The sequence below is a fragment of the Bradyrhizobium sp. UFLA05-108 genome, assembly GCF_059803455.1.
Genome location: NZ_JBANAZ010000003.1, coordinates 174,729 through 198,624, shown reverse-complemented (window position 1 = coordinate 198,624; position 23,896 = coordinate 174,729). Strand labels below are relative to the sequence as shown.

Here is a 23,896-nt window from a genome sequence, read left to right as displayed (position 1 = left end):
GGCATGGAAGAGGCTGGGGCGTAGGCGCGGGACTTCTTGCGGGCGGTCTGATCGCAGGCGCCCTTGCTGCCCCTTATTATGGGGGCGGCTACTACGATCCTTACAATTCCTACGGCTCCTACGGCTACGTGTATCCGGACCCCGGGTATGGGGATCCCTATTATGGCGGAGGATACGGGTATCCACCTGCTTATGCCCCTCCGCCTCGGTTCTATGTGAGCCCCTACGGGGGCCCCTACTGATAGACCCGCTTCGGCCCTGTCACAAACCTGTGGCATGAGCCTTGCTAATTCATAACCAACTGGGATTTCAGCGCCCAGTTTGAGACACGAGCGCTGCCGGGGGGACTGGCATTTCGAGCCCGGCAGCGCTTTCGTATCGGTACGCCTTGAGCATGGCGACGCGATAGAGTTTGGCGAGCATGGGGCTTGGCTCGACCGCTCCTCGGACAATCCAATCGCGCGCAACCGGGATATCTAGCGGTTGCTGTAAGCTCCGTCCTTTGCCGAGCTTGCACCGTGACGCTCCTCATAGATGAAGACGTTCCGGTCTCGCATTGTGCGGCGGCTTGCACGGATGCAAGCGACCACATGAGAGGATCAAAAACATGTACAGGGCCCTTTGCCGCTTGTTCGCGGCAGCCGCCGCGCTGGCTGCCGTTTCCATCGTGCCAGCCATGGCCTCCCAAATGCCGCTCGGAGAAAAAGACATGCCGGCCAACGCGGACCGTCCCAATGCGACGATTCGGTTGCCGAAGCACCAGTTCCGCGAGACCAAAGACAGCGGAGCGTTTGGAATAGGCGGCGCCGCGACGCCCAACGTGCGCTGCCCGCGTGGAGCATACTGCCTGACGCCCTGAGAGCTGGCACGTGACATCGCAGGGCTTGCCGCAAATTCATCCACGCGATGGACGGTCACGATCCGCGCAAACTGCGCCCTACTTTGCGGAAGACGAGCTCCGAAAGGCTAGTGGCGCGCGGCCAGACGGGCATCAGTGTGCCGCATGTGCCTTGAGGGATTGGTTTCCAAGCGCGGCGATCGGCGTACCGCAGGGGCCAGGTCAGAAGACCGCGGGTCATCTCGCCATGGGTCGCGTGAAGGAGCGCGTTGTCGGGTGAGACGGGAGGAATGCCTCCGGAGTTCCTGACTGCACCAGATCAGCAAGATGGGCTTGGGCTTGATCTATTCTCCGGAGCAACTCTGCCTGACGCATGCAGAAGCCGGTTATGGAGAGGTCACGCCGTGCGGCATGCACCTCGTGCAACGCGTGATCGATTGCCTCCGCAACATTGTCCTTTTCGATGGGTTGTTGTGGACCGATACCGGTCGCCACCGGGCGCATGAGCCTGCGTTGATCAGCCATCAAATTACCTGCCTCCAGTCCGATGCGCGTCCGATGTCGGAACCGTCTTGCTTTGTAGCGAACTCGTCCGCTGTGGCTTATCTACGGCGGCCGCCGGCGTCTTTTCTGGCGCGGCAGTGCGCTGCGCTTTTAAGCTCCGCTTTTCACCGTTTCCGCACCGTCCGTGGGAATCGCCGCGCACGCCCTTCACTCCGGAAAAATACGGCTGTGGCGCGCACGCCACGACCTCTGGGAGAACGTCTGGACGTGGCGCGCGTACAATTGCCGGGGATTCCGCGAATCACCTAAACCGCAAGTGGGGCTGGGAAGCGGAGAGTAAAATGAGAGTCGCTTCCTTGGAAAGTGTACTGGCGGCAGCCAGTTTGGTCATGGGTATTGTCATCGTGTTGTGGGGAATCAAGATCTTCTACGGCGTGTAAGGTGTAAACAGACAGGACGCAGGCGTCGGACAAGAGACTTTCGAAAGGTCCACGACAGGCATCCCTTCCGCGGCGGCGGAAGCCCTGCTGTTTTTCATGAGCCAACACGTGGCGAATGACCGCTACGTCACCAGGATCTCGTCCCGCTTCGACCTTTCCTTGACCCGGTTCAGGAATGTCACGCAGACGAAGTCTGCCGTTCACTCAGGTGAGCTCGCAAGATGCGACGCGGGGGGACTGGCACGCCGATCAAACCTACCCATGAATCTGCGCCTCTTGAGCAAAGCCTTGCCGGTAACATAGTGCAGGCGCATTTTACGCGAAGTGAACGGCGTGTCCCGAATGGGGCGTCATGGCCGGGCACGTCCTACTTTGCATGGGGTTGTTCTCGCGAAAATGCGCGCGACGTGGGCGATGGCGGATCTGGAGAATCACTTTTCCTGGCCGACCGATTGCGAGGAGTTCGTCGAAAGTTTCTCGAGGGCCGCCTGCTGTGCGCGTTCGCCAAAATGAAGGCACAGGAAGAGGACGAAGCCCGCCACCGCAACGATCGCGAACCAGGCGACGTTCATGCGCGCACGCTTTGAGCGAAGTGGTCGAAGTGAAGATCGCCGCATCGTCGGCGTCCGTTGTCGCGATCAAAAACGGCCTCGGCTGGTACGGGGGGCATCACACCGAGGCCGCCATTCCGACGTGCCGACAGTCGGCGGTCGTCGGCACAACAAGGCAAGTCGGTCAGGAGCCAACGGTTCCAAGACGCCGAGCGCCGGTTGCGGGACGCCCTACTCCGCGTCGTTCTGACGGCGCTCACGCGCGAGCTGATGCCACGCCAGAGCAAGCTGGATCAGCCGCTGCCGGTCGGCACCTTCGGAGGCCGCAGCGCGCTTCATCGCCGCCGCGGCTTCACTCTCGGGGTCATATTCCGCACTCATGACGGCGATCATGACTCGTAAAAGTGGACGAGGGCATGACAATTCGTCCCGTATGAATGCGGGGGGGCGTCATCACAGTGCACCTGCGAAATAATCGGGAAACCCGCAATCGACGCGGGACGCCCTTCGATGCGGCTAAAGCTCTTTCACAGTCGCCGCGGCGGGCTCGTCGAGCCTTCTCAAGCCGCTCTCGATCGCCTCGATATCGTCGGCAATCTGCGCGATCGACTGGCGGCAGTCGAATCCCTTGATGGATTTGAGATCGACGGCAAGGCGCCGCCTGTGCATCCGCAGATCCTCCAGTGACTGGCGATCCCTGATGCGCGTAAAACCGTCGACGATCAGCTCGATGGCCTTGGACATGACGCATACCCCCAGCTCGCGACGCAGCCGGCCGGGACATCCGGCCTGGCACGCCATTAAAGCCTGCCGTCGCGTCTGGCTTTCGTCATTAATGCAGGTTTGGTTAACGCGGCAGCGCAGCAAGATGCGGGCAACACGTCTTGCGGCCCCCGGCCCTTCGTTCGAATTGGCACTCGCCTTGCTCAGCCAAGCCCAATCAGCCAGACCCGCCGTGGGTCTGTTTCACAGTGAGGCAAGCCCATGCAGCCGATGTCCCGCTTCGAAGCGACCGCCACCACACAACTCCATGCCTTGATCGCCGACCTGCGCTGGAGGGTTCAACTCCTCGACGCCGACATCAAGGAAGAGGAGCGCAAGGCCGGCGTGTCCGATCCCGCGAGCCTCGCTTATCCCATGCTGGCCGTGACGCTGCGGGGACGCCGCGACAACTTGCAGGCGACGGTTGCGACCCTGCAGCGGCAGCTCGAGGCCATTGCTCCCTCGCCCGATTGGGGCCGGGCCGCCTGAGGCCGGTGGGTCGTGTTGACGGCAGTTCACGGATAGCGGCCGCGATTGTGAATTTAATCACAGAGGTGGCGCGATTCCTCGGCTAAAAGGCAGGCCACGCGGCCGCGCGATGTAGCGGCCGCGGGCCACGCAACGACGCACCAACCGACGCCCTCCCCGCCATGACACACGACGCCGAAGCAGCAGCCACGGACGCAGACGCACAGGCGCCGCGCCGGAGTCGCGATCTGCTCGGCTTCGCCTATCTCGCGACCATCGGCGTCGTCATGGTCGCCTGGATCGGCGGCCTGATCTGGGCCGGAGTAGCCGTGGTCCGTTGGCTGATCTTCTAGAAAAGATGTGGCGCCAGTTGTGCGGCCTTGATGCTGCCGCACACGATCATTCCCCAAAGTGCAACGCTGATTTGGATAGCATCCAGCATGTCCCGTTTCCCCGCGAATCAACTTCAAACTTTTTTTCTTTGATCAAAACCGCGATCTGGCCGGGAGCGCCAGAGAAATTTTCAGGCAGTTGTTGTGCATCGCCGAAGGATGCACAGCGCTCGTCAAGGACGATATCCGCATGCCCGGCAATGATTGAGACGCAGGCAGCTGCGCAGATTGCCTAACGCGACGCCACGCGCCGCCACTTGGCCTCGATCCGCGCCTTGATCGCGCGGACGCGTGCTTCGTGCGCGGCCCAGAATGCGCGGCCGGCCGCCGCCGTTCCGTGTTTGTAGGTCGCGTAGACGTCGGTCGGCTTGACCGGTGATGGCCGTGCTTGCGGCTTAGCGCTCACCACCGCCCGCGCGGGCGCGGGATCCGGCGCTACGGCCGTCGCCGCGTCTGTTGTCGCAAACGGCGAGTTCATCGCGATGAGGCGGTTGCGCGCGCGATTGCAGTAGATGGCGGAGCGCGGCGTCATGGTCTCTTCGCCGTGGCCGGCGCGGTATTTCATCAGTGCGCGGCAGAGGTCGCCATGCGCCAGCCGCCAGGCCCTGGCGAGATAGGTCACGCCGTAGCGGATATTGATCTCGGGCCTGGCGAGTTCGGCCGTGGTGCCCCTGAAGCCGAGCATGGCCGCCGTCTCGGGCCTGACCTGCATCAGCCCGATCTCGCCGACGCGGCCGACCACCGTGGAATCGTAGCGGCTTTCGACGAAGACGACCGCTTCCGCGATATCGGGCGGCAATTTCGTCTTCGCGGCTTCCTTCTCGATCAGCGCGCGAACGGATGCGCGCACCGGAAACGGCTCGGCATCTACGGCCATTGGAGCTTCGACACTATCCGACGCGACCGCGCCGGTGACGTCGGCCGCCGCCGCATCATCCGCCGCGCCGGCGTGCACTGGACCGGCCGCGAGCACCGCCAGACAAAGCGGCGCGGCGTACAGAATCCAAGGAATGCACGTGGAAGACCTCATCGGCGCTTCATAGCGGAGGCCAGTTAACAACGCTTGTCGGCACGCCCGCCGCGCGATCGCGCCGCGATCCGAAGCAGCGTGTCAAACGAAAGAGGCGGGCCGTGAGCCCGCCTCGGTCAGATCGTGGATCGATCCACGGATCAGTAGCACGCGCGCCGATCGGCAAGCACGTACTGGCCGCTCGGATAGCGGTAGTAGCAATTGCCCTGCGACCAATAATAGCCCGGCTGCGACGCCGCCGTTGCGCCGGCAATCGCACCGGTCGCGCCGCCGAGCACAGCGCCCGCGGCAGCTCCCGTTGCGTTGCCGGAGATCAGCCCGCCCAATACGCCACCGACGATGGCCCCGCCGAGCGCACTGGCACCCGGGTCTGCCGGAGCAGGCGGCGGCGGAGGCGGCGCATAGGCCGCCGGAGGTGGCGGCGCATAGGCCACCGGCACATCATCGATGTACTCTTCGGAGATGTACGCGGGCGGCCCTTCTATGCGCTCCGGATAATAATACCAGACGCCGCCAACGTCCCACCACCAGCCATAACGGCCATTGTGGTTCTCATGCCGCCAGCGGCCCCCCTCCCAGGCGAGATTGCCGCGATAGGCGTGTCCGCCCCAATCGCGCTGCGGCACCGGTCCGCGGGCCACGTAACGCCCCTGCGGCGATCCGCCGGGGGGACCCTGATGCCCAGCGTGAGGCGGCGCGATTCGTGTGGCCTGCTGCGGCGGCGCAACTCGCGTGGGAGCATTGGCGTGTGGCGCCGCGCCCGCACCCGGCGGCTGACCGCCCCTCCCCGTGTTTGAATCCTGTGCCTGCGCCGAAAGCGCGAGCAGCGACACGGCCGAAACCAAGGGAATGATAATCTTCATCCGGCTGGATGCACGCATTGGTGCCTACCCCTTACCTCTATCTCTCATCTGTCGTCGCCGTGGTCCGGATGCCCGAACAATCTCAGGTCCCGGTTGATGCCGGCGGACAACGTTGATCCCGTTGATCAGCGATGTCCCGTTACAAACAGTTAAGATCACGGCAATTTTTCGTCCGCGGCGTTAGCGCGCCGGCTCGATCACGTTGCAATTGGTCCGCCCCGACATCAGGCAGTCCTGCATCTTGCTGGCGGCGGTGAGATCGCGCGCCAGCCAAAGGCCGACGCCGAGGATGACGACGGCAATAATCAGTCCGGCGATGGCGCCGCGCCGATTGTCGCCGGGCGGCCTTGGCTGCGGCTTTGAATGCGAGCTGGGCTGGGTATCGGGCATGGCAAGGTGAAGCCGAGAATTGCTGCCCTTACCATCTCTGCGGCGCCACGTCACACCCCGCTTTAAGGCTTGGGTGCGCGGAGTGCCACCTTGTTCGATGCCGATGTGGCCTGCTGTACCCGCGGCGCGCAGGTCGTGAGCACAAAGGCCGTCTGGCTGCACTGCCATTCGGCGCCGAGTAAACCACTCTCGACTGGCTTGGGCTGGGCCAGGTAAACCACGATGCCGACGAGCGCCACTGTCGCAAATGTGATCGCGAGCCTTCGCAAAGACACCCGGAAAATAGTCATCGCCGTAGCTCCGTTCGTCTCGGTGCGGACACTAGGCGCCGCCCCCGTGCTCCCTTGTTAGGGGGATCACAATTCGGCAGTTTTTCCGGACTACGAAAGATCGGCGATTCCAGCGATTTTTCGCGACCTGATAGGCTGCGATTATGGGTGGCTTCGCGACGCGCATAGATGTACACGCTTGTTCGTCGCGCGGCGCGCGCTTGTTCGCGGCCGCTGCACCCACAGGTGCTGATGTAGGATTGAAAGCGAGGAAGACAAGGCTCGTTCGATGAGTGGATTCAGGGAACCCGGCTTCGCAGACCGGCAAAAGGCGGCACAGGACGCCCGCAAAAATCTTTTGAACAAATTCAAATCGCAGCCGGGGCACGACGACCCCGCGGTCGCGGCGCGGCGTGCCGAGCGCGAGGCGATTGCCGCCAAGCGTGCCGAGGTAAAGTCGGCACGCGAAGCAGAAAAGGCCGAGCACAAGCGGCGTGAGGACGAGGCTGTGGCCGCCGAAGCCGCACGCATTGCTCGCGAAGCCGAGGAGGCCGCCGCCAGGCAGGCCGATCTCGAAGCCGAGCAGAAGGCCAAGCGCGATGCGCGCTACGCCGCCCGCAAAGCCAAGGGCAAGCGAAAGTAACCGTCACACCGGAGCGATGCGACGGGACCGCGCCAAGCACGAGCCCAACCGTATCGAGTCCACAACGTGTCGTTGCGCATTCCGGGGCTCGCGTTGTCGCGCGCCCCGGAATGACGACGACGGCGCGATCAGTTCTTCTTCATCATTCCGTCGTCTTTTTTCATGCCGTTCTTGGACATCGTGTCCTTCTTCATGCCGTCGTCTTTCGACATGGAATCCTTCTTCATGCCATCCTTGGACATCGCGTCCTTCTTCATGGCGTCATCCTTGCCCATCTTGTCCTGAGCGAAGGCGGCCGGCGCGAGCGCCAGGCTGAGCGAGAGAGCGGCAGCGGAGACGCCGAGTGCGATGCGGGTGCGAATGGTCATGGTTCATCTTCCCTTCGAGGGGTGGAGGTTGCCAGCGACGGATGCCGCTACTCACGCTCGACGGGTCGACGGGCACGCTTGTTACGCGAGCGGCCGAATTTTTTCCGAGCCCTTGCCCCGTTTCCGTGTTCAGCCCGACACAATTTTGCCCGCGTCTGCCATGCTAGTGCGCGGAACCTGAGGAACGAGTGTGCAGCGCAGCATCGGCGCCCCCGCGACTTGCCGCCGCATTCGCTCTCGAACTATCAGATTACAGAATATCGGGTGAAAGACCGGCTAGGATGCGCCTAAACGCCGGCCTCAAGACCCAATCATCAAGAACCGTTCAAGGGGATCATTCCATGTTCACGCGACGTCAACTTCTCGCGACGGCTGTTGCCGCGCCCGCCATTCTGCGCTTCGGCATCGGGACCGCCCAGGCCGCGACCACGCTGAAGATCTCGCACCAATTCCCGGGCGGCACGATCGACAAGGGCGACTTCCGCGACCGTCTCTGCCGCATGTTCGCCGCCGAGGTCGCAAAGCGCAGCAATGGCGACATCGCCGCCGAGATCTATCCGAACTCCTCGCTGATCAAGACCAACGCGCAGTTCTCCGCGATGCGCAAGGGTGCGCTCGACATCTCCCTCTATCCGATGCCCTATGCCGGCGGCGAATTGCCTGAGACGAACATCGGCCTGATGCCGGGCCTCGTCACGACCTACGACCAGGGCATGCGCTGGAAGAAGGAGCCGGTCGGCAAGGCGCTCTCCGACTTCCTCGCCGACAAGGGCATCATCCTCCTGAGCTGGATCTGGCAGGCCGGCGGCGTCGCCAGCCGCTCCAAGGCGATCGTTGCGCCTGAAGATGCCAAGGGCATGAAGGTGCGCGGCGGCTCGCGCGAGATGGATATGGTGCTGCAAACTGCCGGCGCGTCCGTGCTGTCGGTGCCATCGAACGAAATCTACGCTGCAATGCAGACCGGCGCCTGCGATGCCGGCATCACTTCCTCCACCAGCCTGATCTCGTTCCGCCTCGAAGAGGTCGCCAAATCGCTGACCTCGGGCGCCGGCGCCTCCTACTGGTTCATGCTCGAGCCCCTGATGATGTCGAAAGCGATCTTCGACAAGCTGCCGAAGAACCATCGGGATATCCTGCTTGCCGTCGGCACCGAGCTCGAAGCCTTCGGCCGCAAGGGCGCGCAGGACGACGACGTCGAGGTCGCCAAGGTCTACGAGAAAGCCGGCGCCAAGGTCAGCGCACTCGATGCGGCGACCGTCGGCAAGTGGCGCGAGATCGCCCGCGATACCGCCTGGAAGGACTATGGCGCGAAGACTGCGACCGCGGCGAACCTGCTCAAGCTCGCCTCCGAAGTCTCGGCATAATGCACGGTCTGCTTCCGGATCGTGACGACCCGGTGGATGCCGCCGCACGCCGTGGGCTTGCGGCGGTGCTCGATCGCGGTCTCGCTGTCCTCAACAGCGTTATCGTCGTGCTGGCTGCGCTCGCGCTGATCGCCGCCTGCGCGATTCTGAGCTACAGCGTGCTGAGCCGCGCCCTCTTCAAGGCCGCTAATTACTGGCAGGACGAGGCGGCCGTGTTCCTGCTGGTCGGCGCCACCTTCATGACGGCGGCCTATGTGCAGCAACATCGCGGCCATATCGGCATCGAGGCCTTTGTCGGGCTGTTGTCGCCGCTCGCGAACAAAATCCGACTCTGGCTCGTCGACGCCGTGACGCTGCTGTTCTGCGCCTTCTTTACCTGGAAGTCCTGGACGCTCACGCATGAGGCCTATGTCGACGGCCAGGTCTCGAACTCGATGTGGTCGCCTCCGCTCGCCATTCCCTACAGCCTGATGGCGATCGGCATGACCCTGCTTTGCGTACAGATCATCGTGCAGCTCGTCCTTCCCTTCACCGGAGCCAAGCGCCGATGAGCGTGTTCGGTATCGGCCTGTCCTACGGGCTGGCGACGCTGTTTGTGATGTTTTCCGGCATGCCGATCGCGTTTGCGCTCGGCGCGGTCGCGGTCGTGTTCATGGGCATCTACATGCCGGCCGCCTCGCTCGATACCGTGACGCAGAACGTCTACGAGGAAATGGCCTCGATCACGCTGCTGTCGATTCCGCTCTTCATCCTGAAGGGTGCGGCGATCGGCAAGTCGCGCGCCGGCCAGGATCTCTACTCGGCCCTGCATGCCTGGCTTCATCGCGTGCCCGGCGGCCTTGGCGTAGCCAACGTCTTCGCCTGCGCGCTGTTCGCCGCAATGGCCGGCTCCTCGCCCGCGACATGCTCGGCGATCGGCTCGGCCGGCATTCCCGAGATGCGCAAACGCGGCTATTCCGGTGGCTTTGCCGCCGGGATCATCGCCGCCGGCGGCACGCTCGGCATTCTGTTGCCGCCCTCGATCACCATGATCCTGTTTGCGGTTGCCGCGGAAAAATCGCTCGGGCGGCTCTTCCTCGCCGGCATCGGCCCAGGGCTTTTGCTGGTCAGCCTGTTCGGCGCCTATGCCGTGATCCGCTTCCGCCGGGAATATGCTGCGGCTGAAGCCGTTTACAAGACGGGCGGCCCTGAGGCTGCGATCCTGACCCGCGACGAATACACATTGGCCGAACGTTTCAGTGTGCTGCCGCGCGTCATTCCGTTCGTGCTGTTGCTCACGGGCGTCATGATCGCGCTTTATGGCGGCTATGCCACGCCGTCGGAAACTGCGGGACTGGGCGGCCTCCTCGCGCTCGCGCTGATCGCGATGATCTACGGCGTCTGGCGGCCGACAGATCTCGGGCCGATCATGAAGTCGACGATCCGGGAGTCGACCATGCTGATGATGATCATCGGCATGTCGCTGCTCTATTCCTACGTGATGAGCTATCTGCATATCTCGCAATCGGCCGCGGAATCCATCGTCGCGATGCACCTACCGCGCTGGGGCCTCTTGTTCGCGATCCTCGCTATGGTGATCGTGCTCGGCTTCTTCCTGCCGCCAGTCTCGATCATCCTGATGACCGCCCCGATCATCCTGCCGCCCTTGCGTGCCGCCAATTTCGACATCATCTGGTTCGGCGTCGTCATGACCATCGTGATGGAGATGGGGCTGATCCACCCGCCAGTCGGTCTCAACATCTTCGTCATCCGCAATGTCGCGCCTGATATCCCCCTGAGCGAGGTGATCTGGGGCACGCTGCCCTTCGTGCTGTTGATGATGGGCGCCGTGCTCCTGCTCTGTTTCGTGCCGGAGATATCGACCTGGCTGCCGGATCTGGTGATGGGGCCTGACGGGAGCAGGTAGACGCTCTCGGGTGGGCCAAGCGAAGAGTGCCCATCATCAAGACCATGATCGTTGAGAGATGGTGGGCACGGCGCTCCGCGCCTTTGCCCACCCTACGAAGCCGCCTGGTTCTTCCTCGCATTCAGCGCCGATGCGACACGGCTCACCGGCGTCCGGCCAAGCAGTCGGCTGATCTCGTTCGTCGCCGCCAGCAGCTTTTCCATGTCGACGCCAGTTTTGATCCCCATGCCCTCGAGCATGTAGACGACATCCTCCGTCGCGACATTGCCGGTCGCGCCCGGCGCATACGGACAACCGCCGAGCCCGCCGGCGGCTGCGTCGATGACGCGGACGCCCTCCTCCAACCCCGCATAGAGATTGGCGAGCGCCTGGCCGTAGGTGTCGTGGAAATGCATCGCGAGATGGGCCGCCGGGATGTTCGCGGCAACGGCGCGCAGCATATCCTTCGCCTTGGTCGGCGTGCCGACGCCAATGGTGTCGCCGAGCGAAATCTCGTAGCAGCCGAGATCCCACAGGGTCTTGGCGAGATCGGCGACGGCGTTGGGCTTGATCTCGCCGTCGAACGGGCAACCCAGCACGCAGGAGATATAGCCGCGTACTCTCACGCCGTCGGCTTTCGCGCGCGCAAGGACGGGCTTGAACCGCTCGATGGATTCGGCGATCGAGCAATTGATGTTGGCCCGCGAGAATCCTTCCGAAGCTGCCGCGAACACGGACACGACCTGCGCACCGGCCGCGCGCGCGGCGTCATAGCCCCTCTCGTTCGGCACCAGCACTTGGAATTCGGCGCCCTTGACGTGGCTCACCCCGCGCAGCACCACATCGGAGCCGGCCATCTGGGGGATCGCCTTGGGCGAGACGAAGGCGCCGACCTCGACGGTGTGAAGGCCGGCCGCGACCAGCGCCTCGACGAAGGCAATGCGCGCCTCCACGCTGACCGGTGTCTTCTCGTTCTGGAGGCCGTCGCGCGGCCCCATTTCAATGATGCGGACCTGGTCGCTCATGTCTTGCTCACTCGCCGATCGGCTCGAGCTCGGCAAGCTCGACGCCTTCTTGCACGATGTCGCCGACCTTGCACTTGATCGCCTTCAGAACGCCTGCAAACGGCGCGCGCAGCGTCTGCTCCATCTTCATCACTTCGAGCGTCAGGATTGGCGCGCCCTTCTCGAGCTTGGCACCCTCCTCCGCGAGCACCGCCACGACCGTGCCCGGCAAGGGCGCTGCAATCTTGTCCTCGCCGACATGCTCCTCGCTCTCGCCGCCGAACGGATCGACCCAGTGCAGATCGAACCGGCCATTGCGCGTACGCAGATAGAGCTCATGGCCATCAACAACCGCGGCAACCGCCGTCTTGACGCCGTCGAGCGCCAAATCGAATCCACCCTCCTTCGGTACCATCGCGAAAGCCAGCTCCCGCTCACCGATGACGAGCGTCGAGGGGCCGCTGCCGTAATTCAGCGAAATCGTCTGCTCCGGCCCGTGGCCGACACGGAAGGCAAAGCTGCGCTGACGTCGTCCGACCGGCTGCCAGCCGAAAGTTCGCCAGGGCGAAACGGTTTCGCCCTGAGCGGCTCTACGTTCCTCATTGACGATAGCCGCGACGGCCGCACACAGCTCGAGCTCGCCGGGCGCGGCGCCCGCCGCCGTCAGCCCGGCCAGCTCCCGCTCGATGAAGCCGGTGTCGATCGAGTTCGACCGGACCTTGGGATGCGTCATCAGCGCCGAGAGGAACGGAATGTTGGTGACGATGCCGCGGACGTCGGAATTCTCGAGCCCGCGGTTCAATCGCTCGATCGCCGCATCCCGTGTCGGCGCCCAGGAGATCATCTTGGCGAGCATTGCGTCATAGTAAGGCGAGACGGCATCGCCCTTGCGATAGCCAGCGTCGATGCGCAGACCGCCGGCCTCCTCGGGCAAACGCCAGGTCGAGATCCTGCCGACCGAGGGCATGAAGTTCTTGGTCGGATTCTCCGCGTAGACGCGCGCCTCGATGGCGTGCCCGTTGAGACGGATCTCGTCCTGTTTCAGCGGCAGCGCCTCACCGAAGGCGACGCGCAACTGCCATTCGACGAGATCGATCCCGGTGATCAGCTCGGTCACGGGGTGCTCGACCTGGAGGCGGGTGTTCATCTCGATGAAGAACACGTTCTTGCCGTCGGAGACGAACTCGATGGTGCCGGCGCCGACATAGTTCACCGCACCGGCCGCCTTGCGCGCGGCGGCAGAGACGGTCTCGCGTTGCGTGGCATTGAGCGTCGGCGAAGGTGCTTCCTCGATCACCTTCTGGTGCCGCCGCTGAAGAGTGCATTCGCGCTCGAACAGCGACAACAGATTGCCGTGGCTGTCGCCGATTACCTGCACCTCGATATGGCGGGGATTGTCGACATATTTCTCGATCAGCATGGTGTCGTCGCCGAACGCGGCTTTTGCTTCCCGCTTGGCGCTGACGATCGCCGGTCCAAGCTCGGCAGCCGAGCGCACGATGCGCATGCCACGGCCGCCGCCGCCCGCGGAAGCCTTCACCAGCACGGGAAAGCCAATCTTGTCGGCAGCCTTCGCGAGCGTCGTCTCATCCTGCGCCTCGCCGTGATAGCCAGGCACCAGCGGCACGCCGGCCTTCTCCATCAGCGCCTTGGAGCCTGACTTTGAGCCCATCGCGGTCATCATCCCGGCTGTCGGGCCGACGAAGACCAATCCGGCGTCCAGGCACGCCCGCGCAAACTCGGCATTCTCCGACAGGAATCCGTAGCCGGGATGCACCGCCTCCGCACCGGTTTTCCGCGCTGCCTCGATCAATCGCTCGACATTGAGATAGCTGTCGCGTGTCCGCGCGGGCCCGAGCAGAACGGCCTCGTCCGCGAGCGCAACATGCATCGCGTCGCGGTCGGCCTCGGAATAGACCGCGACTGTGCGCAGGCCCATGGCGCGCGCGGTTCGGATGACGCGGCAGGCGATCTCGCCGCGATTGGCGATCAGGAGCGTGCGAAAGCGCCGGTAGAGATTTGAGCGGTCCATCATCAGTTCCTGCGTCACATCCTGAACAGGCCGAATTTCGTCGGTTCGATCGGCGCGTTCGACGCCGCTGACAGCCCAAGCCCGAGCACGAGCCGCGTATCGGCCGGATCGATCACGCCGTCGTCCCACAGCCGCGCCGTCGCATAGTACGGATGCCCCTGGCTTTCATATTGCGCACGAATGGGGCTGCGGAACTTCTCTTCCTCTTCCTTGGACCAGCTCTCGCCCCTGGCCTCGATGTTGTCGCGCCTGACCTGGCTCAGCACCATCGAAGCCTGCTCGCCGCCCATCACGGAGATGCGCGCGTTCGGCCACATCCAGAGGAAGCGCGGGCTGTAGGCGCGCCCGCACATGCCGTAATTGCCGGCGCCGTAGGAGCCGCCGATCACTACGGTGAACTTCGGCACCGAGGCGGTGGCGACCGCCGTGACGAGCTTCGCGCCGTCGCGGGCGATGCCACCGGCCTCGTATTTCTTGCCGACCATGAAGCCGGTGATGTTCTGCAAGAAAACCAGGGGAATTCCACGCTGGCAGCACAGCTCGATGAAATGTGCGCCCTTCAGCGAGCTCTCGCTGAACAGGATGCCGTTGTTGGCGATGATGCCGACCGGATAGCCCCAGATATGGGCAAAGCCGCAGACCAGCGTCGTGCCGTATAGCTTCTTGAACTCGTCGAACTCGGAGCCGTCAACCACGCGCGCGATGATGTCGCGCACGTCGAACGGCTTTCTGCCGTCGACTGGCACCACGCCGTAGATCTCCTCCGCGGCGAACAGCGGATCGCGCGGCGGATGCATGTTGAGGTTCGGCCGCGCCTGTGGCTTCAACGTACCCACGATACGCCGCGCGATACCGATCGCATGAGCATCGTTCTGCGCGTAGTGATCGGTGACGCCGGACTGCCGCGAATGCACGTCGGCGCCGCCAAGTTCTTCGGCGCTCACGACCTCGCCGGTCGCGGCCTTCACCAGAGGCGGGCCGCCGAGGAAGATGGTGCCCTGGTTGCGCACGATGATGCTCTCGTCCGACATCGCCGGCACATAGGCGCCGCCGGCCGTGCAGGATCCCATCACGATCGCGATCTGGGGGATGCTGGCTGCCGACATCTGCGCCTGGTTGTAGAAGATGCGGCCAAAGTGCCGCTCGTCCGGAAAGATGTCGTCCTGCATGGGCAGGAACGCGCCGCCGGAATCGACCATGTAGACGCAAGGAAGATTGTTCTGGCGCGCGATGTCCTGCGCGCGCAGGTGCTTCTTCACCGTCATCGGGTAGTAGGTGCCGCCCTTGATGGTGGCATCATTGGCGACGATGACGCATTCGCGCCCCGAGATCCGCCCGACCCCCGTGACGACACTGGCCGAATGCACGTCGCCGCCGTACAGGCCATATGCGGCAAGCGGCGACAGCTCCAGGAACGCAGTCCCGGGATCGACCAGCAGATCGACGCGCTCGCGCGCCAGCATCTTGCCGCGCGCTGTGTGGCGCATGCGCGAGGCCTCGCCGCCGCCGCCGGCGACCTGGGCGAGCTTTTCCCGGAGGTCACCGACGAGCCCGCGCATCGCTTCGGCATTGCCTGCGAAATCCGATGATGAAGGATCGATCGTGGAATGGAGCGGCATGTGTCCAGCGCTTCTTTCGTCGTGGTGAGATGCCGCGGCAGGTTGACCCATTTTCGCGGCGATTCCAAATGCGTTCAGGCGGTCTCCGCCATCAGCTCACGCCCGATCAGCATGCGGCGCACTTCAGACGTGCCGGCGCCGATCTCGTACAGCTTTGCATCGCGCCACAGACGCCCGGTCGGAAACTCGTTCGTATAGCCGACGCCGCCGAGCGCCTGGATCGCCTCACCTGCCATCCATGTCGCCTTCTCTGCGGAATACAGGATCGCGGCGGCAGCGTCCTTGCGCAGAGTCCGCGCGTGACCGCCTCGATCGCAGGCGCGCCCCACCGCGTAGACATAGGCGCGCGTCGCCTGCCAGGTCGAATACATGTCGGCGAGCTTTCCCTGCATGAGTTGGAAGTCGCCGATCGGCTGACCGAACTGCTTTCGCTCGTGCATGTAGGGCACGACAGCGTCCATGCAGGCCGCCATGATCCCGAGCGGACCGCCGGACAGCACCGCGCGCTCATAGTCGAGGCCGGACATCAGGACCTTGACGCCCTCGCCCACCCCGCCCAGCACGTTGTCGGCCGGCACCTCGCATTCGTCGAAGAACAACGGATAGGTGTTGGATCCGCGCATGCCGAGCTTGTCGAGATGCTGGCCATGGGTAAAGCCCTTGAAGCCCTTCTCGATCAGGAAAGCTGTCATCCCGCGCGGGCCGGCGTCCGGATCCGTCTTGGCATAGACCACCAGCACGTCGGCGTCGCCGCCATTGGTGATCCACATTTTCGAGCCGTTGAGCACGTAGCGGTCGCCGCGCCGGTCCGCGCGCAGCTTCATGGAGACGACGTCGGAGCCGGCGCCCGGCTCGGACATCGCGAGCGCGCCGACATAGTCGCCGGAGATCAGTTTTGGCAGATAGCGCTGGCGCTGCGCGTCGTTGCCGTTGCGGCGGATCTGATTGACGCAGAGATTGGAATGCGCGCCGTAGGACAGGCCCACCGCGGCCGAGCCGCGCGAAATCTCCTCCATGGCGACGATGTGGGCGACATAGCCCATGTTGGAGCCGCCATATTCCTCCGGCGCGGTCATCCCGAGCAGGCCGAGATCGCCGAAGCGCTTCCAGAGGTCGGCGGGAAACAGGTTCGCCTTCTCGACCTCGGCCGCGCGCGGCGCGACCTCAGCCTCCACGAAGGCGCGGACCGTATCGCGCAACATGGTGATGTCTTCGCCGAGGTCGAAATCGATGCTCGGGATGTTCATGGGCTGCTCCTCCGATCTTGTCTTGCCCGCAAACCTACTCCCGATCGGGCATTCGGGCGGTCGAAAAGGTTGCATTTTCCGCCATAGTTGGCGAAGATTCGGTATGCCTTTTCAAGCCTCCGCTGCAGTTCCTCGCCGGGCCATGACACCGGCCGCCTTCGTGCGCGGAGTGGTTGCTGCTTACGCCAGATATGGCCGCGACGCGGCCGAGGCGCTAGCCAGAAGCCAGGTGCCCGCGGACCTCCTCGGATCCGCTGATGGGCGGGTCACGGCAGCCCAGTTCGAGGTCCTGGCGGGCCATGCCATGCGCGAACTCGACGACGAGGCGCTCGGCTGGTTCTCGCGCCGGTTTCCCTGGGGCACCTATGGCATGCTATGCCGGGCCTCGATCACCGCCCCCAATCTCGAGGTGGCGCTGAAGCGCTGGTGCCGGCATCACCGCATCCTCACCGAGGACGTGCTGTTCGAGTTCGGCTTCGATCGCGACACGGCCATGATCGGTATTCGCGAGCAGCGCGACCTCGGGCCGTTGCGCGAATTCTGCCTGGTGACGCTGCTGCGCTACCTGCTCGGCTTCTCCTGCTGGGTCGTGGATTCCGCGATCGCGCTCCGCACCGCGGAATTCCCTCATGCCGAGCCGCGCCACGTCTCGGTCTATCCAACAATCTTCTGCAGGAACGTTCGCTTCGATGCGGAGCGCGCCAGCATCACCTTCGACAAGCGCTACCTGGCGCTCCCGCTGAAGCGCAGCCCGTCCGATCTCGATCACATGCTGAAGGGTGCGCTGCGCCTGACCGTGCTGCCCTACCGACGCGACCGCCTGATGGTGGAGCGGATCAGGCACGTGCTGCGCAGCGCGCGCGGTCGGATCCTGACCGCCGACGACGTCGCAAGTGAGCTTGCGCTGTCGACCCGCACGATGCATCGTCGCCTAAGCGACGAGGCAACTTCGCTACGTGCGTTGAAGGAAGAGGCAAAGCTCGAACTCGCCAGGGAAGCCTTGATGCGCGGCCGCGCGCCGATCAAGCGGATCGCCGAGATCGCCGGTTTTCGCAACGAGAAGAGCTTTTCGCGCGCCTTCCGCAACTGGACCGGCGCCTCGCCGCGCGAGTTTCGCGCCAGGTATCGCTAGGCTTGCACCGGCAGCGACACATCCTTGGCAACGCCCAGCACCGGAAAGCTGCGCACGTTCTTCACGTTCGGCATGGCCGCAAAATTCAGGAGCTGTTGCCGCATGCTTTCCATGTTCGGAGCCACGCATTTCAGGAGATAGTCGGTATCGCCGGAGATCCGCCAGCACTGCTGGATACGCGGTACCGCCGCAACGGACGTCTCGAAGTCCTCCAGAACCGGTTGGGCCTGGCTGCCGAGCTGGATGGTGACGAACGAGATCACCTCGTAACCAAGCAGCCGCTCGTCCAGAATGGCGCGGACTGCTTTGATCACGCCGCGGCTGATGAGGGATTTGAGCCGCCGCAGGCAGTTCGGCGCTGAGATGCCGACACGATGCGCCAGCTCGTTGTTGCGGACGCGGCCGTCTTCCTGGAGCTCCGACAATATCCTCAGATCGACGCTGTCGAGCTGGTAACGCCCGGCCATACCCACCTCGTCATGATCCCGTCACGCTTCGCCCAGCGGAGCACACGACAAAACCCCCGCCAAGGACCTTAGCGGGAAGCTGGCGTTCAGTGCGTCCGGCTCAGTGCGTCCGGCTCAGTGCGTCCAGATCAGTGCGTCCAGATCAGTGCGTCCAAGGCTCGCCGCGGCGGAAGGAGAAATTGTCGGCATAGGCGACCGAGCGGCGGATCGACTCCTTGGGCTCGATCACCTGGTAGGCGATGCCCTTGCGCTCGCAATAAGCGATCGCCTCCTCCTTGGTCTCGAAGTGCAGCGTGATCTGCTGCTTCATGTCCGCCGAGGAGGTCCAGCCCATCAGCGGCTCAACCGCGCGCGGCTGCTCCGGCTCGTAATCGAGCTGCCATTCCCGGGTCTTCCCCTTGCCCGATTGCATCGCGTTCTTGGCGGGCTTGAAAATGCGTGCGGTCATTGGACGGCCGGACCCCTTTAACGTCTATTCGGTCTAACTCTATGCGTCACCGAAGCTATTGGTGGAAACCACCGGGATAGTATAGAGAACACCGTATCGGGAATTTGAACGGTGATTCCACAATCCTGGAGGTAGCGTTGCCAACGGGTATAGTCATTATGCTGCGCCGTGACAATCTCGCTCCCCGCTCACCGCGGACCGGTAGCCTGCCCCCGCGGTGCGGCTGATCTGCTGGCGGCTCGCCGTGCGCGCCTCGTGTTCTGTGTTTCCTCCTCGAAAGTCAGCTTCGAATGGCCTTCCTGAACATCAACGCAACGCTTCCCGAAAAAGGCCGTGACCTCCGGCTGGACCTGTTTCGCGGGGTCGCGAACTGGGCGATCTTCCTCGATCACATCCCCGACAACGTCGTGAACTGGATCACGACGCGAAATTACGGTTTCAGCGACGCCGCCGATCTCTTCGTCTTCATCTCCGGCTATACCGCCTCGTTCGTCTACGCGCGGATGATGCTCGAGCGCGGCTTCGTCGTCGGCGCCACCCGGCTGACCAAGCGTGTCTGGCAGCTCTACGTCGCCCACATTATCCTGTTCGTGATCTACATCGCCGCGATCAGCTATCTGGCGCTGCGCTTCGGCGATTCCGACATCATCGATGAGTTCAATGTCGCCGGTCTCGTCGACAACGCCACCGAGACGCTGCGGCAGGGCTTGTTCCTGCGCTTCAAGCCACTCAATCTCGACGTGTTGCCGCTCTACATCGTGCTGATGGGATTATTCCCGCCGGTCCTGTGGTTCATGCTGCGCAAACCGGACCTCACGATGGGGCTCTCCATCATCCTCTGGCTGGCAGCGCGGCATTTCGGCTGGAATCTCACCGCCTACCCGGCCGGCACCTGGTATTTCAACCCCTATTGCTGGCAGGTGCTGTTCGTGTTCGGTGCCTGGTGCGCGATGGGCGGAGCGCGGCGTTCGATGACGCTGATCAACTCGAAGGTCACGCTCTATCTGTGCCTTGCCTACCTCCTGTTCGCGCTGACCATGACCATGGCGGGCCGCTTCCCGAGCCTCGGCGCGATGTTTCCGGAGTGGCTGTTCTCAGCCTTCAACCCGAACGACAAGACCAACCTTGCGCCTTATCGCTTCATCCATTTCGTCGTGATCGTGATCCTGGTGATCCGCTTCGTGCCGAAGGACTGGCCGGGTCTGGAGTGGAAGATTTTCGATCCCGTGATCGTCTGCGGCCAGCAGTCGCTCGCCGTTTTCTGCGTCGGCGTGTTCCTGTCCTTCGTCGGCCATTTCGAATTATCGATGAGCTCGGGTTCGCTGTTCGCGCAGCTGTTCGTCAGCATCGCCGGGATCGCGATCATGACGACGGTCGCCTACTACATCTCCTGGTCGAAGCGGCAGGACAAGCCGCTGAAGCCGCCCGCCACGACGAAGGCAGCGGCCACCCCCGCGAAGGCGGGCTGAGCAGCAAACCCGAAGCGGCCGCTTCAGGCCGCCTCGTCCTCGCTATATTCGGTGAACTTCTTGTAGATCCACTGTCGGCCATCGTGGCGGCGCCAAACCTTGCCGTAGACCAACTGCCCGTTGATCGAGCGCCTCGGTACGATGATGGTCCACAGGTGCCAGATCTCGGCCCAACCGGATCGTGAATCGGGGATTTGGGAGCTGCGATCGAAAATCATGACGAAAAACTCGCAAGAAAACGAAGACGCCGCGATGTCTGTGATGTTGTGTGAGCTATTTTCGTAGGCACGGCGGCGAGCCGGGACTGATTTGATAACAGTCGACAAAATGGCCGCAACAAGAGGGCGCACTTAACCTAACTGGTCAACCTTAACTATCGAGGGTGTGCAGGCCGTGGCGGTTGAAACTGTGCCCGGTCTTTTCTAGAATGCGGGTGAGATTTGAGATGACCGTGCCGTTTTGAGGCGCGTGACGATTTTGAACTGAATTTGAATTTTTGAGACGCCTGCTATCCGGGTCGATCGCCATGAGTTTGCTCAACATGAATTTGCTCAACATGAATCTCCAATGTGCGTGTTTGCATCTAGCGATCACGTCTCCGCCGGCGGCGCCGACCGTCGAACAAGCCGCCGAAGAACTCCCCGATGCAGCGAACGATAACGAGACGGTCTGGCCGCTCGTCCCGTTCCCGGTGGGTTGGTGCGCGTCGAGCTAGAGCATGATCCGGCCCCGAAGGGCCGCGTTCGCGCAAAGTGCGAAGCGGTTTTCCCTCGCGACAAACACGGAACGCGTTTGCGCGGAGATCATGCGCAAACAACGATCTCAAGCGCGATGGCGATTCATCCCAAGCTCATCGCACTCCAGGACGCACGGCCAGTTTGTTGGCTCTGAAAAGCGCGACGCCGCACAAGCGGAATATCGTCGCTTGGCGGCGTCCGTTTAGATATTGGGCGCTGAAATCCCCAATACTCGTATGTCTATTGCGGACGCCAAAGGTTCGATGCGCCTTGATAATTTCGCGCGCGGCCGATGCACCAACTGGCTGAAAAATCGCGTAGAAGTCGCGACGCGCTGCGAACAAAGACCCAAGGTTTGAACAGGCGCTTGTGCAATACGTCGGCGCGTCGACCGACCGCCACTCCCGGTCTCGCGCCTGTGCCTCAGGTGCTCCCGGCACTGCCGAGCGTGCCCTGAGCCGTGTAGGTCTGACCAGCCGGGCCGGTCTGACCACCCTGGTTCTGGCCGCCTTGCGCGTTGACCGAGGTTTCGACTTCGGTCGTGCCGTCGGAATAGGTGATGACCGTGGTGGTGATCCCATTCACCGTCGTGGAGACCTCGCTGACGATGGTTTTGGCCGAGCTGCCGCCACCGCCGCCCGCTCCACCGTCCGCCGACTGGGAGGACGATGCAGTCGCCGAAGACGAGGTCGTCTCCGGTGTGGATGATGTTGCCGAGGAAGAGGAGCTTGCCGCGGAGTGAGACGTTGCCGCTGCGCTGGAGATCGAACTGATCGCCGTGATCGACATGGGAGCCTCGCCTTAGGAAGATGCTGCCGGGCGCAACGCGAGATGCACGATCCGCCCTTTCCTTCAACGCAGCTCCCGGCCGGATCAGGCGTCAGGATCGCCCGGAAAATGGCGGCATCACGGCCATGGCTTTGGCTGAGCGGCGCGCCGACGCACCCCGCGTGGCGTCTGTGAGCTTGCCCTCGCAGTTATCGACGGTGCATGCAGGCCTGCACGTACTCCTTCATGGCCGGATCCAACACGCTTCGGTTGAGGCCCATCGCTAGGGCCTCCTCTTTGCACCTTTCAATCTTTGCATCGAACTGCGGATGGTTTGCTTCGGCGCACTGACGGCGGAAGGGACCGGGGGGATATTGCATGCAGTTTTGCGCTTGAGCGCTGGTGCTGCCTAGAACCATTGAGACGGCAATCAGCTTTCGGATCATGTCCGAATGAACGGTCTCCGCCATGTCATTTCTCCTCCCCCTGATCTCGACAATCCGCAGATGCTCGGGCAACCGCCGGTCGCGCGCAAGCGGATTTCGCCAGAGCGGGGATGGATGCTCTGAACCAGGGCTATTCTGCGAAGGAATAGACCCGCTTATTTTGCTGTAAGTGCTTGAAATTACTGGTCGGGGCAGCTGGATTCGAACCAACGACCTGCAGTACCCAAAACTGCCGCGCTACCAGGCTGCGCTATACCCCGAATGTCCAGCAGGCCCGTCGATACACGCTTCAAGGGCTGCCAGCAAGGCGGCTGTGCGCCGCCGATCTTGGCTCTATTTGGCACCGAACAGCGGATGGGCGACGCGGTCGCCCGGGCGGATGCCGTATTTCTGTGCCGTGCCCGCCGGCACCTCAAGGACGGCCCTGGCAAGACCGCGCGAAGGGATGATCTTGGTCGACAGCGGCTCGGTATTCTCGGCGATCCGCAGGATGCGGCCGTCCGCACCGATGAAGATCATGTCGAGCGAGATGTAGGTGTTCTTCATCCACATCGTCACTTCCTGCTCGGGCGAGAAGTCGAACAGCATGCCCTTCCCGTCTGCGAGTTCCTTTCGGTACATCAGGCCCGTGGTCTTCTCCTGCTCGGTCGTGGCCATCTCGACGGAGAATACCTGAACGCCGTTCCTGGTCGCGATCTCGAGCGGCTGGAAACTCGCAGCCCGCATGGGGCCAGCGCAAGCGGCAAGAACGAGGACTATGGCCAACAAGCCCCGGACCAGGGACCAGGCTGCCTTACGATCAAAATTCATGGAACGGCACTCATGCCAACGGCAGGGGATGGGGCTGCGCATCCTAACCCGGCGATCATGGCAAATGCCAGACGGCCCCGCCCGCCCGGGCTGCTCACGAATCCGGGAACAGCCGGCTGGAAGCATTGTGGTTAGTGGGACTGGAGCCCCGGCGATCCGGTCTCGGGATGGATCTCGGCGGCCATCATGCCCTTAGAGCCCGGCCCAAAGCGGACCAGCACATACTGGCCCGGTCGCAGTTCGGTCATGCCGAAGCGGCGCAGCGTCTCCATGTGCACGAAGATGTCGGGGGTGCCCTCACCGCAGGTCAGGAAGCCGAAACCGCGGAGGCGGTTGAACCACTTGACCTGCGCCCGCTCGAGCCCGCTCGTCGGCGTCACCGTGACATGGGTGCGCGGCGGCAGCATCTGAGCTGGGTGGATCGCGGTCGACTCATCCATCGAGACGACGCGGAACGCCTGGTAGCCCTTGGCGCGCTGGATGCACTCAACGACGACCCGGGCACCCTCATAGGCGGTCTGAAAACCGTCGCGCCTCAGCACGGTAACGTGCAGGAGCACGTCGGGCCAGCCATTGTCGGGAACGATGAAGCCGTAGCCTTTCGAAGCGTCGAACCATTTGATGACGCCCGTGACTTCGACAAGATTTCCGCTGCCCTCACCGAGCCCGGTGAAAGGATTAAGCGCTGCATCGCGACCGACACCTGCGATCTCGCCTGGTGCCAGCCGCCCAGACGACGCGCCTGGCGCGGGAACCCCGACCTTCTTGGACTCGAATCCGTCCGACGACCCCATAACCCCGGACCTCACACATCAAAGGCGGACCGCCCTCAGCGACGGTACCGAATCACGCGTCTGGACGAGAACTTCTCACCATGACGCCACACGAATCTCTCGAATCAAAAGATAACATTCCCGGTTGCGGCGCATAGACAAAAAAGAGATTCGCCG

Annotated in this window: 30 protein-coding genes and 1 tRNA gene; 10 read left to right on the top strand and 21 right to left on the bottom strand. The window is 63.3% G+C overall.

Annotated features, from left to right (window positions below; all coding sequences use genetic code 11):
- Positions 1–607: 607 nt before the first annotated feature.
- Positions 608–859: a hypothetical protein gene (locus SO140_RS03615; protein WP_449381789.1), complete on the top strand. Its 252-nt coding sequence runs from the start codon at positions 608–610 to the stop codon at positions 857–859.
- A 1,354-nt stretch (positions 860–2,213) separates the two neighbouring features.
- Here SO140_RS03615 and SO140_RS03610 read toward each other — a convergent pair.
- From SO140_RS03610 to SO140_RS03600, 3 genes are all read right to left on the bottom strand, one after another.
- Positions 2,214–2,354: a hypothetical protein gene (locus tag SO140_RS03610; RefSeq protein WP_498542357.1), complete on the bottom strand. Its 141-nt coding sequence runs from the start codon at positions 2,352–2,354 to the stop codon at positions 2,214–2,216.
- Positions 2,355–2,564: 210 nt separating this feature from the next.
- Positions 2,565–2,714 (bottom strand): hypothetical protein, encoded by a 150-nt coding sequence (locus SO140_RS03605; protein ID WP_449381787.1) that lies wholly within the window; start codon positions 2,712–2,714, stop codon positions 2,565–2,567.
- Between the two features lie 135 nt (positions 2,715–2,849).
- Complete coding sequence (locus SO140_RS03600) at positions 2,850–3,077, bottom strand: hypothetical protein (protein WP_449381786.1); 228 nt, start codon at positions 3,075–3,077, stop codon at positions 2,850–2,852.
- A gap of 240 nt (positions 3,078–3,317) precedes the next feature.
- Here SO140_RS03600 and SO140_RS03595 point away from each other — a divergent pair, with 240 nt between their 5' ends.
- Positions 3,318–3,584: a hypothetical protein gene (locus tag SO140_RS03595; RefSeq protein ID WP_449381785.1), complete on the top strand. Its 267-nt coding sequence runs from the start codon at positions 3,318–3,320 to the stop codon at positions 3,582–3,584.
- Between the two features lie 161 nt (positions 3,585–3,745).
- Positions 3,746–3,916: a hypothetical protein gene (locus SO140_RS03590; RefSeq protein ID WP_449381784.1), complete on the top strand. Its 171-nt coding sequence runs from the start codon at positions 3,746–3,748 to the stop codon at positions 3,914–3,916.
- Between the two features lie 271 nt (positions 3,917–4,187).
- Here the strand turns inward: SO140_RS03590 and SO140_RS03585 are convergent, their stop codons facing one another.
- The 4 genes from SO140_RS03585 to SO140_RS03570 all read right to left on the bottom strand — a co-directional run bounded on the left by SO140_RS03585 (position 4,188) and on the right by SO140_RS03570 (position 6,528).
- Positions 4,188–4,985, bottom strand: a complete 798-nt coding sequence (locus SO140_RS03585) for a transglycosylase SLT domain-containing protein (protein WP_498542356.1) — start codon at positions 4,983–4,985, stop codon at positions 4,188–4,190.
- 140 nt (positions 4,986–5,125) lie between these two features.
- Positions 5,126–5,866 carry a hypothetical protein gene (locus tag SO140_RS03580; RefSeq protein ID WP_449381782.1) on the bottom strand — a complete coding sequence of 247 codons (741 nt, stop codon included), beginning with the start codon at positions 5,864–5,866 and terminating at the stop codon, positions 5,126–5,128.
- 162 nt (positions 5,867–6,028) lie between these two features.
- Complete coding sequence (locus SO140_RS03575) at positions 6,029–6,238, bottom strand: DUF2273 domain-containing protein (RefSeq protein ID WP_449381781.1); 210 nt, start codon at positions 6,236–6,238, stop codon at positions 6,029–6,031.
- A gap of 62 nt (positions 6,239–6,300) precedes the next feature.
- A complete protein-coding gene (locus SO140_RS03570) occupies positions 6,301–6,528 on the bottom strand; it encodes a hypothetical protein (protein ID WP_498542355.1) in 228 nt (75 codons plus the stop codon).
- A 268-nt stretch (positions 6,529–6,796) separates the two neighbouring features.
- Between SO140_RS03570 and SO140_RS03565 the strand changes: the two genes are divergently transcribed.
- On the top strand, positions 6,797–7,150 hold the full coding sequence (locus tag SO140_RS03565; RefSeq protein ID WP_449381807.1) for a DUF6481 family protein: 354 nt from the start codon (positions 6,797–6,799) through the stop codon (positions 7,148–7,150).
- Between the two features lie 128 nt (positions 7,151–7,278).
- Here the strand turns inward: SO140_RS03565 and SO140_RS03560 are convergent, their stop codons facing one another.
- Positions 7,279–7,518, bottom strand: a complete 240-nt coding sequence (locus SO140_RS03560; protein ID WP_449381779.1) for a pentapeptide MXKDX repeat protein — start codon at positions 7,516–7,518, stop codon at positions 7,279–7,281.
- Positions 7,519–7,859: 341 nt separating this feature from the next.
- Between SO140_RS03560 and SO140_RS03555 the strand changes: the two genes are divergently transcribed.
- From SO140_RS03555 to SO140_RS03545, 3 genes are read left to right on the top strand one after another with little or no spacing between them, the layout of a single operon-like run.
- On the top strand, positions 7,860–8,882 hold the full coding sequence (locus SO140_RS03555; RefSeq protein ID WP_449381778.1) for a TRAP transporter substrate-binding protein: 1,023 nt from the start codon (positions 7,860–7,862) through the stop codon (positions 8,880–8,882).
- Complete coding sequence (locus SO140_RS03550; protein ID WP_449381806.1) at positions 8,879–9,433, top strand: TRAP transporter small permease; 555 nt, start codon at positions 8,879–8,881, stop codon at positions 9,431–9,433. Before SO140_RS03555 ends, SO140_RS03550 begins: the two co-directional genes overlap by 4 nt.
- A complete protein-coding gene (locus SO140_RS03545) occupies positions 9,430–10,788 on the top strand; it encodes a TRAP transporter large permease (RefSeq protein ID WP_449381777.1) in 1,359 nt (452 codons plus the stop codon). The genes SO140_RS03550 and SO140_RS03545 overlap by 4 nt, the downstream gene beginning before the upstream one ends.
- 92 nt (positions 10,789–10,880) lie before the next feature.
- Here SO140_RS03545 and SO140_RS03540 read toward each other — a convergent pair whose 3' ends face one another.
- The 4 genes from SO140_RS03540 to SO140_RS03525 form a co-directional block, all read right to left on the bottom strand.
- Positions 10,881–11,792, bottom strand: a complete 912-nt coding sequence (locus SO140_RS03540) for a hydroxymethylglutaryl-CoA lyase (RefSeq protein ID WP_449381776.1) — start codon at positions 11,790–11,792, stop codon at positions 10,881–10,883.
- A gap of 7 nt (positions 11,793–11,799) precedes the next feature.
- Positions 11,800–13,803 carry an acetyl/propionyl/methylcrotonyl-CoA carboxylase subunit alpha gene (locus SO140_RS03535; RefSeq protein WP_449381805.1) on the bottom strand — a complete coding sequence of 668 codons (2,004 nt, stop codon included), beginning with the start codon at positions 13,801–13,803 and terminating at the stop codon, positions 11,800–11,802.
- Between the two features lie 14 nt (positions 13,804–13,817).
- A complete protein-coding gene (locus SO140_RS03530) occupies positions 13,818–15,422 on the bottom strand; it encodes a carboxyl transferase domain-containing protein (protein ID WP_449381775.1) in 1,605 nt (534 codons plus the stop codon).
- Between the two features lie 74 nt (positions 15,423–15,496).
- A complete protein-coding gene (locus SO140_RS03525; protein ID WP_449381774.1) occupies positions 15,497–16,669 on the bottom strand; it encodes an isovaleryl-CoA dehydrogenase in 1,173 nt (390 codons plus the stop codon).
- Between the two features lie 103 nt (positions 16,670–16,772).
- Here SO140_RS03525 and SO140_RS03520 point away from each other — a divergent pair, with 103 nt between their 5' ends.
- Positions 16,773–17,801, top strand: coding sequence for an AraC family transcriptional regulator (locus tag SO140_RS03520; protein WP_498542354.1), 1,029 nt, complete (start codon positions 16,773–16,775; stop codon positions 17,799–17,801).
- Here the strand turns inward: SO140_RS03520 and SO140_RS03515 are convergent.
- Both SO140_RS03515 and SO140_RS03510 read right to left on the bottom strand, forming a co-directional pair.
- The gene (locus SO140_RS03515) at positions 17,798–18,268 is read right to left on the bottom strand and encodes an Lrp/AsnC family transcriptional regulator (protein ID WP_449381772.1); all 471 of its coding nucleotides are present in this window, start codon (positions 18,266–18,268) and stop codon (positions 17,798–17,800) included. The genes SO140_RS03520 and SO140_RS03515 overlap by 4 nt on opposite strands.
- A 142-nt stretch (positions 18,269–18,410) precedes the next feature.
- A complete protein-coding gene (locus SO140_RS03510) occupies positions 18,411–18,716 on the bottom strand; it encodes an ETC complex I subunit (protein ID WP_449381771.1) in 306 nt (101 codons plus the stop codon).
- Between the two features lie 290 nt (positions 18,717–19,006).
- Here SO140_RS03510 and SO140_RS03505 point away from each other — a divergent pair, with 290 nt between their 5' ends.
- Positions 19,007–20,185 carry an OpgC domain-containing protein gene (locus tag SO140_RS03505; protein WP_498540022.1) on the top strand — a complete coding sequence of 393 codons (1,179 nt, stop codon included), beginning with the start codon at positions 19,007–19,009 and terminating at the stop codon, positions 20,183–20,185.
- Between the two features lie 23 nt (positions 20,186–20,208).
- Here the strand turns inward: SO140_RS03505 and SO140_RS03500 are convergent, their stop codons facing one another.
- The 3 genes from SO140_RS03500 to SO140_RS03490 form a co-directional block, all read right to left on the bottom strand.
- Positions 20,209–20,403 carry a hypothetical protein gene (locus SO140_RS03500; RefSeq protein WP_449381769.1) on the bottom strand — a complete coding sequence of 65 codons (195 nt, stop codon included), beginning with the start codon at positions 20,401–20,403 and terminating at the stop codon, positions 20,209–20,211.
- Positions 20,404–20,554: 151 nt separating this feature from the next.
- Positions 20,555–20,740, bottom strand: a complete 186-nt coding sequence (locus tag SO140_RS03495) for a hypothetical protein (RefSeq protein WP_474797391.1) — start codon at positions 20,738–20,740, stop codon at positions 20,555–20,557.
- Between the two features lie 605 nt (positions 20,741–21,345).
- Complete coding sequence (locus tag SO140_RS03490; RefSeq protein ID WP_449381767.1) at positions 21,346–21,507, bottom strand: hypothetical protein; 162 nt, start codon at positions 21,505–21,507, stop codon at positions 21,346–21,348.
- Here SO140_RS03490 and SO140_RS03485 point away from each other — a divergent pair.
- Positions 21,488–21,664 (top strand): hypothetical protein, encoded by a 177-nt coding sequence (locus tag SO140_RS03485; RefSeq protein ID WP_449381766.1) that lies wholly within the window; start codon positions 21,488–21,490, stop codon positions 21,662–21,664. The genes SO140_RS03490 and SO140_RS03485 overlap by 20 nt on opposite strands.
- Before the next feature lie 235 nt (positions 21,665–21,899).
- Here SO140_RS03485 and SO140_RS03480 read toward each other — a convergent pair whose 3' ends face one another.
- The 4 genes from SO140_RS03480 to SO140_RS03465 all read right to left on the bottom strand — a co-directional run bounded on the left by SO140_RS03480 (position 21,900) and on the right by SO140_RS03465 (position 23,740).
- Positions 21,900–22,160 (bottom strand): hypothetical protein, encoded by a 261-nt coding sequence (locus tag SO140_RS03480; RefSeq protein WP_449381765.1) that lies wholly within the window; start codon positions 22,158–22,160, stop codon positions 21,900–21,902.
- A 159-nt stretch (positions 22,161–22,319) separates the two neighbouring features.
- Positions 22,320–22,396 (bottom strand) — tRNA-Pro (locus SO140_RS03475).
- Between the two features lie 73 nt (positions 22,397–22,469).
- Positions 22,470–22,946: a DUF192 domain-containing protein gene (locus tag SO140_RS03470; protein WP_449381764.1), complete on the bottom strand. Its 477-nt coding sequence runs from the start codon at positions 22,944–22,946 to the stop codon at positions 22,470–22,472.
- A 131-nt stretch (positions 22,947–23,077) separates the two neighbouring features.
- A complete protein-coding gene (locus tag SO140_RS03465; protein WP_449381763.1) occupies positions 23,078–23,740 on the bottom strand; it encodes a cold-shock protein in 663 nt (220 codons plus the stop codon).
- Positions 23,741–23,896: the final 156 nt, after the last annotated feature.

Excerpts from the sequence above, each read along its gene's own strand:
- SO140_RS03500 (WP_449381769.1), bottom strand. The coding sequence starts at position 20,403 with ATGATTTTCGATCGCAGCTCCCAAATCCCCGATTCACGATCCGGTTGG.
- SO140_RS03520 (WP_498542354.1), top strand. The coding sequence starts at position 16,773 with ATGCCTTTTCAAGCCTCCGCTGCAGTTCCTCGCCGGGCCATGACACCG.
- SO140_RS03525 (WP_449381774.1), bottom strand. The coding sequence starts at position 16,669 with ATGAACATCCCGAGCATCGATTTCGACCTCGGCGAAGACATCACCATG.
- SO140_RS03545 (WP_449381777.1), top strand. The coding sequence starts at position 9,430 with ATGAGCGTGTTCGGTATCGGCCTGTCCTACGGGCTGGCGACGCTGTTT.
- SO140_RS03540 (WP_449381776.1), bottom strand. The coding sequence starts at position 11,792 with ATGAGCGACCAGGTCCGCATCATTGAAATGGGGCCGCGCGACGGCCTC.
- SO140_RS03465 (WP_449381763.1), bottom strand. The coding sequence starts at position 23,740 with ATGGGGTCGTCGGACGGATTCGAGTCCAAGAAGGTCGGGGTTCCCGCG.
- SO140_RS03615 (WP_449381789.1), top strand. The coding sequence starts at position 608 with ATGTACAGGGCCCTTTGCCGCTTGTTCGCGGCAGCCGCCGCGCTGGCT.
- SO140_RS03510 (WP_449381771.1), bottom strand. The coding sequence starts at position 18,716 with ATGACCGCACGCATTTTCAAGCCCGCCAAGAACGCGATGCAATCGGGC.
- SO140_RS03610 (WP_498542357.1), bottom strand. The coding sequence starts at position 2,354 with ATGAACGTCGCCTGGTTCGCGATCGTTGCGGTGGCGGGCTTCGTCCTC.
- SO140_RS03530 (WP_449381775.1), bottom strand. The coding sequence starts at position 15,422 with ATGCCGCTCCATTCCACGATCGATCCTTCATCATCGGATTTCGCAGGC.
- SO140_RS03555 (WP_449381778.1), top strand. The coding sequence starts at position 7,860 with ATGTTCACGCGACGTCAACTTCTCGCGACGGCTGTTGCCGCGCCCGCC.
- SO140_RS03505 (WP_498540022.1), top strand. The coding sequence starts at position 19,007 with ATGGCCTTCCTGAACATCAACGCAACGCTTCCCGAAAAAGGCCGTGAC.
- SO140_RS03595 (WP_449381785.1), top strand. The coding sequence starts at position 3,318 with ATGCAGCCGATGTCCCGCTTCGAAGCGACCGCCACCACACAACTCCAT.
- SO140_RS03605 (WP_449381787.1), bottom strand. The coding sequence starts at position 2,714 with ATGAGTGCGGAATATGACCCCGAGAGTGAAGCCGCGGCGGCGATGAAG.
- SO140_RS03535 (WP_449381805.1), bottom strand. The coding sequence starts at position 13,803 with ATGGACCGCTCAAATCTCTACCGGCGCTTTCGCACGCTCCTGATCGCC.
- SO140_RS03570 (WP_498542355.1), bottom strand. The coding sequence starts at position 6,528 with ATGACTATTTTCCGGGTGTCTTTGCGAAGGCTCGCGATCACATTTGCG.
- SO140_RS03560 (WP_449381779.1), bottom strand. The coding sequence starts at position 7,518 with ATGACCATTCGCACCCGCATCGCACTCGGCGTCTCCGCTGCCGCTCTC.
- SO140_RS03585 (WP_498542356.1), bottom strand. The coding sequence starts at position 4,985 with ATGAGGTCTTCCACGTGCATTCCTTGGATTCTGTACGCCGCGCCGCTT.
- SO140_RS03580 (WP_449381782.1), bottom strand. The coding sequence starts at position 5,866 with ATGCGTGCATCCAGCCGGATGAAGATTATCATTCCCTTGGTTTCGGCC.
- SO140_RS03575 (WP_449381781.1), bottom strand. The coding sequence starts at position 6,238 with ATGCCCGATACCCAGCCCAGCTCGCATTCAAAGCCGCAGCCAAGGCCG.
- SO140_RS03590 (WP_449381784.1), top strand. The coding sequence starts at position 3,746 with ATGACACACGACGCCGAAGCAGCAGCCACGGACGCAGACGCACAGGCG.
- SO140_RS03600 (WP_449381786.1), bottom strand. The coding sequence starts at position 3,077 with ATGTCCAAGGCCATCGAGCTGATCGTCGACGGTTTTACGCGCATCAGG.
- SO140_RS03565 (WP_449381807.1), top strand. The coding sequence starts at position 6,797 with ATGAGTGGATTCAGGGAACCCGGCTTCGCAGACCGGCAAAAGGCGGCA.
- SO140_RS03470 (WP_449381764.1), bottom strand. The coding sequence starts at position 22,946 with ATGAATTTTGATCGTAAGGCAGCCTGGTCCCTGGTCCGGGGCTTGTTG.
- SO140_RS03480 (WP_449381765.1), bottom strand. The coding sequence starts at position 22,160 with ATGGCGGAGACCGTTCATTCGGACATGATCCGAAAGCTGATTGCCGTC.
- SO140_RS03515 (WP_449381772.1), bottom strand. The coding sequence starts at position 18,268 with ATGGCCGGGCGTTACCAGCTCGACAGCGTCGATCTGAGGATATTGTCG.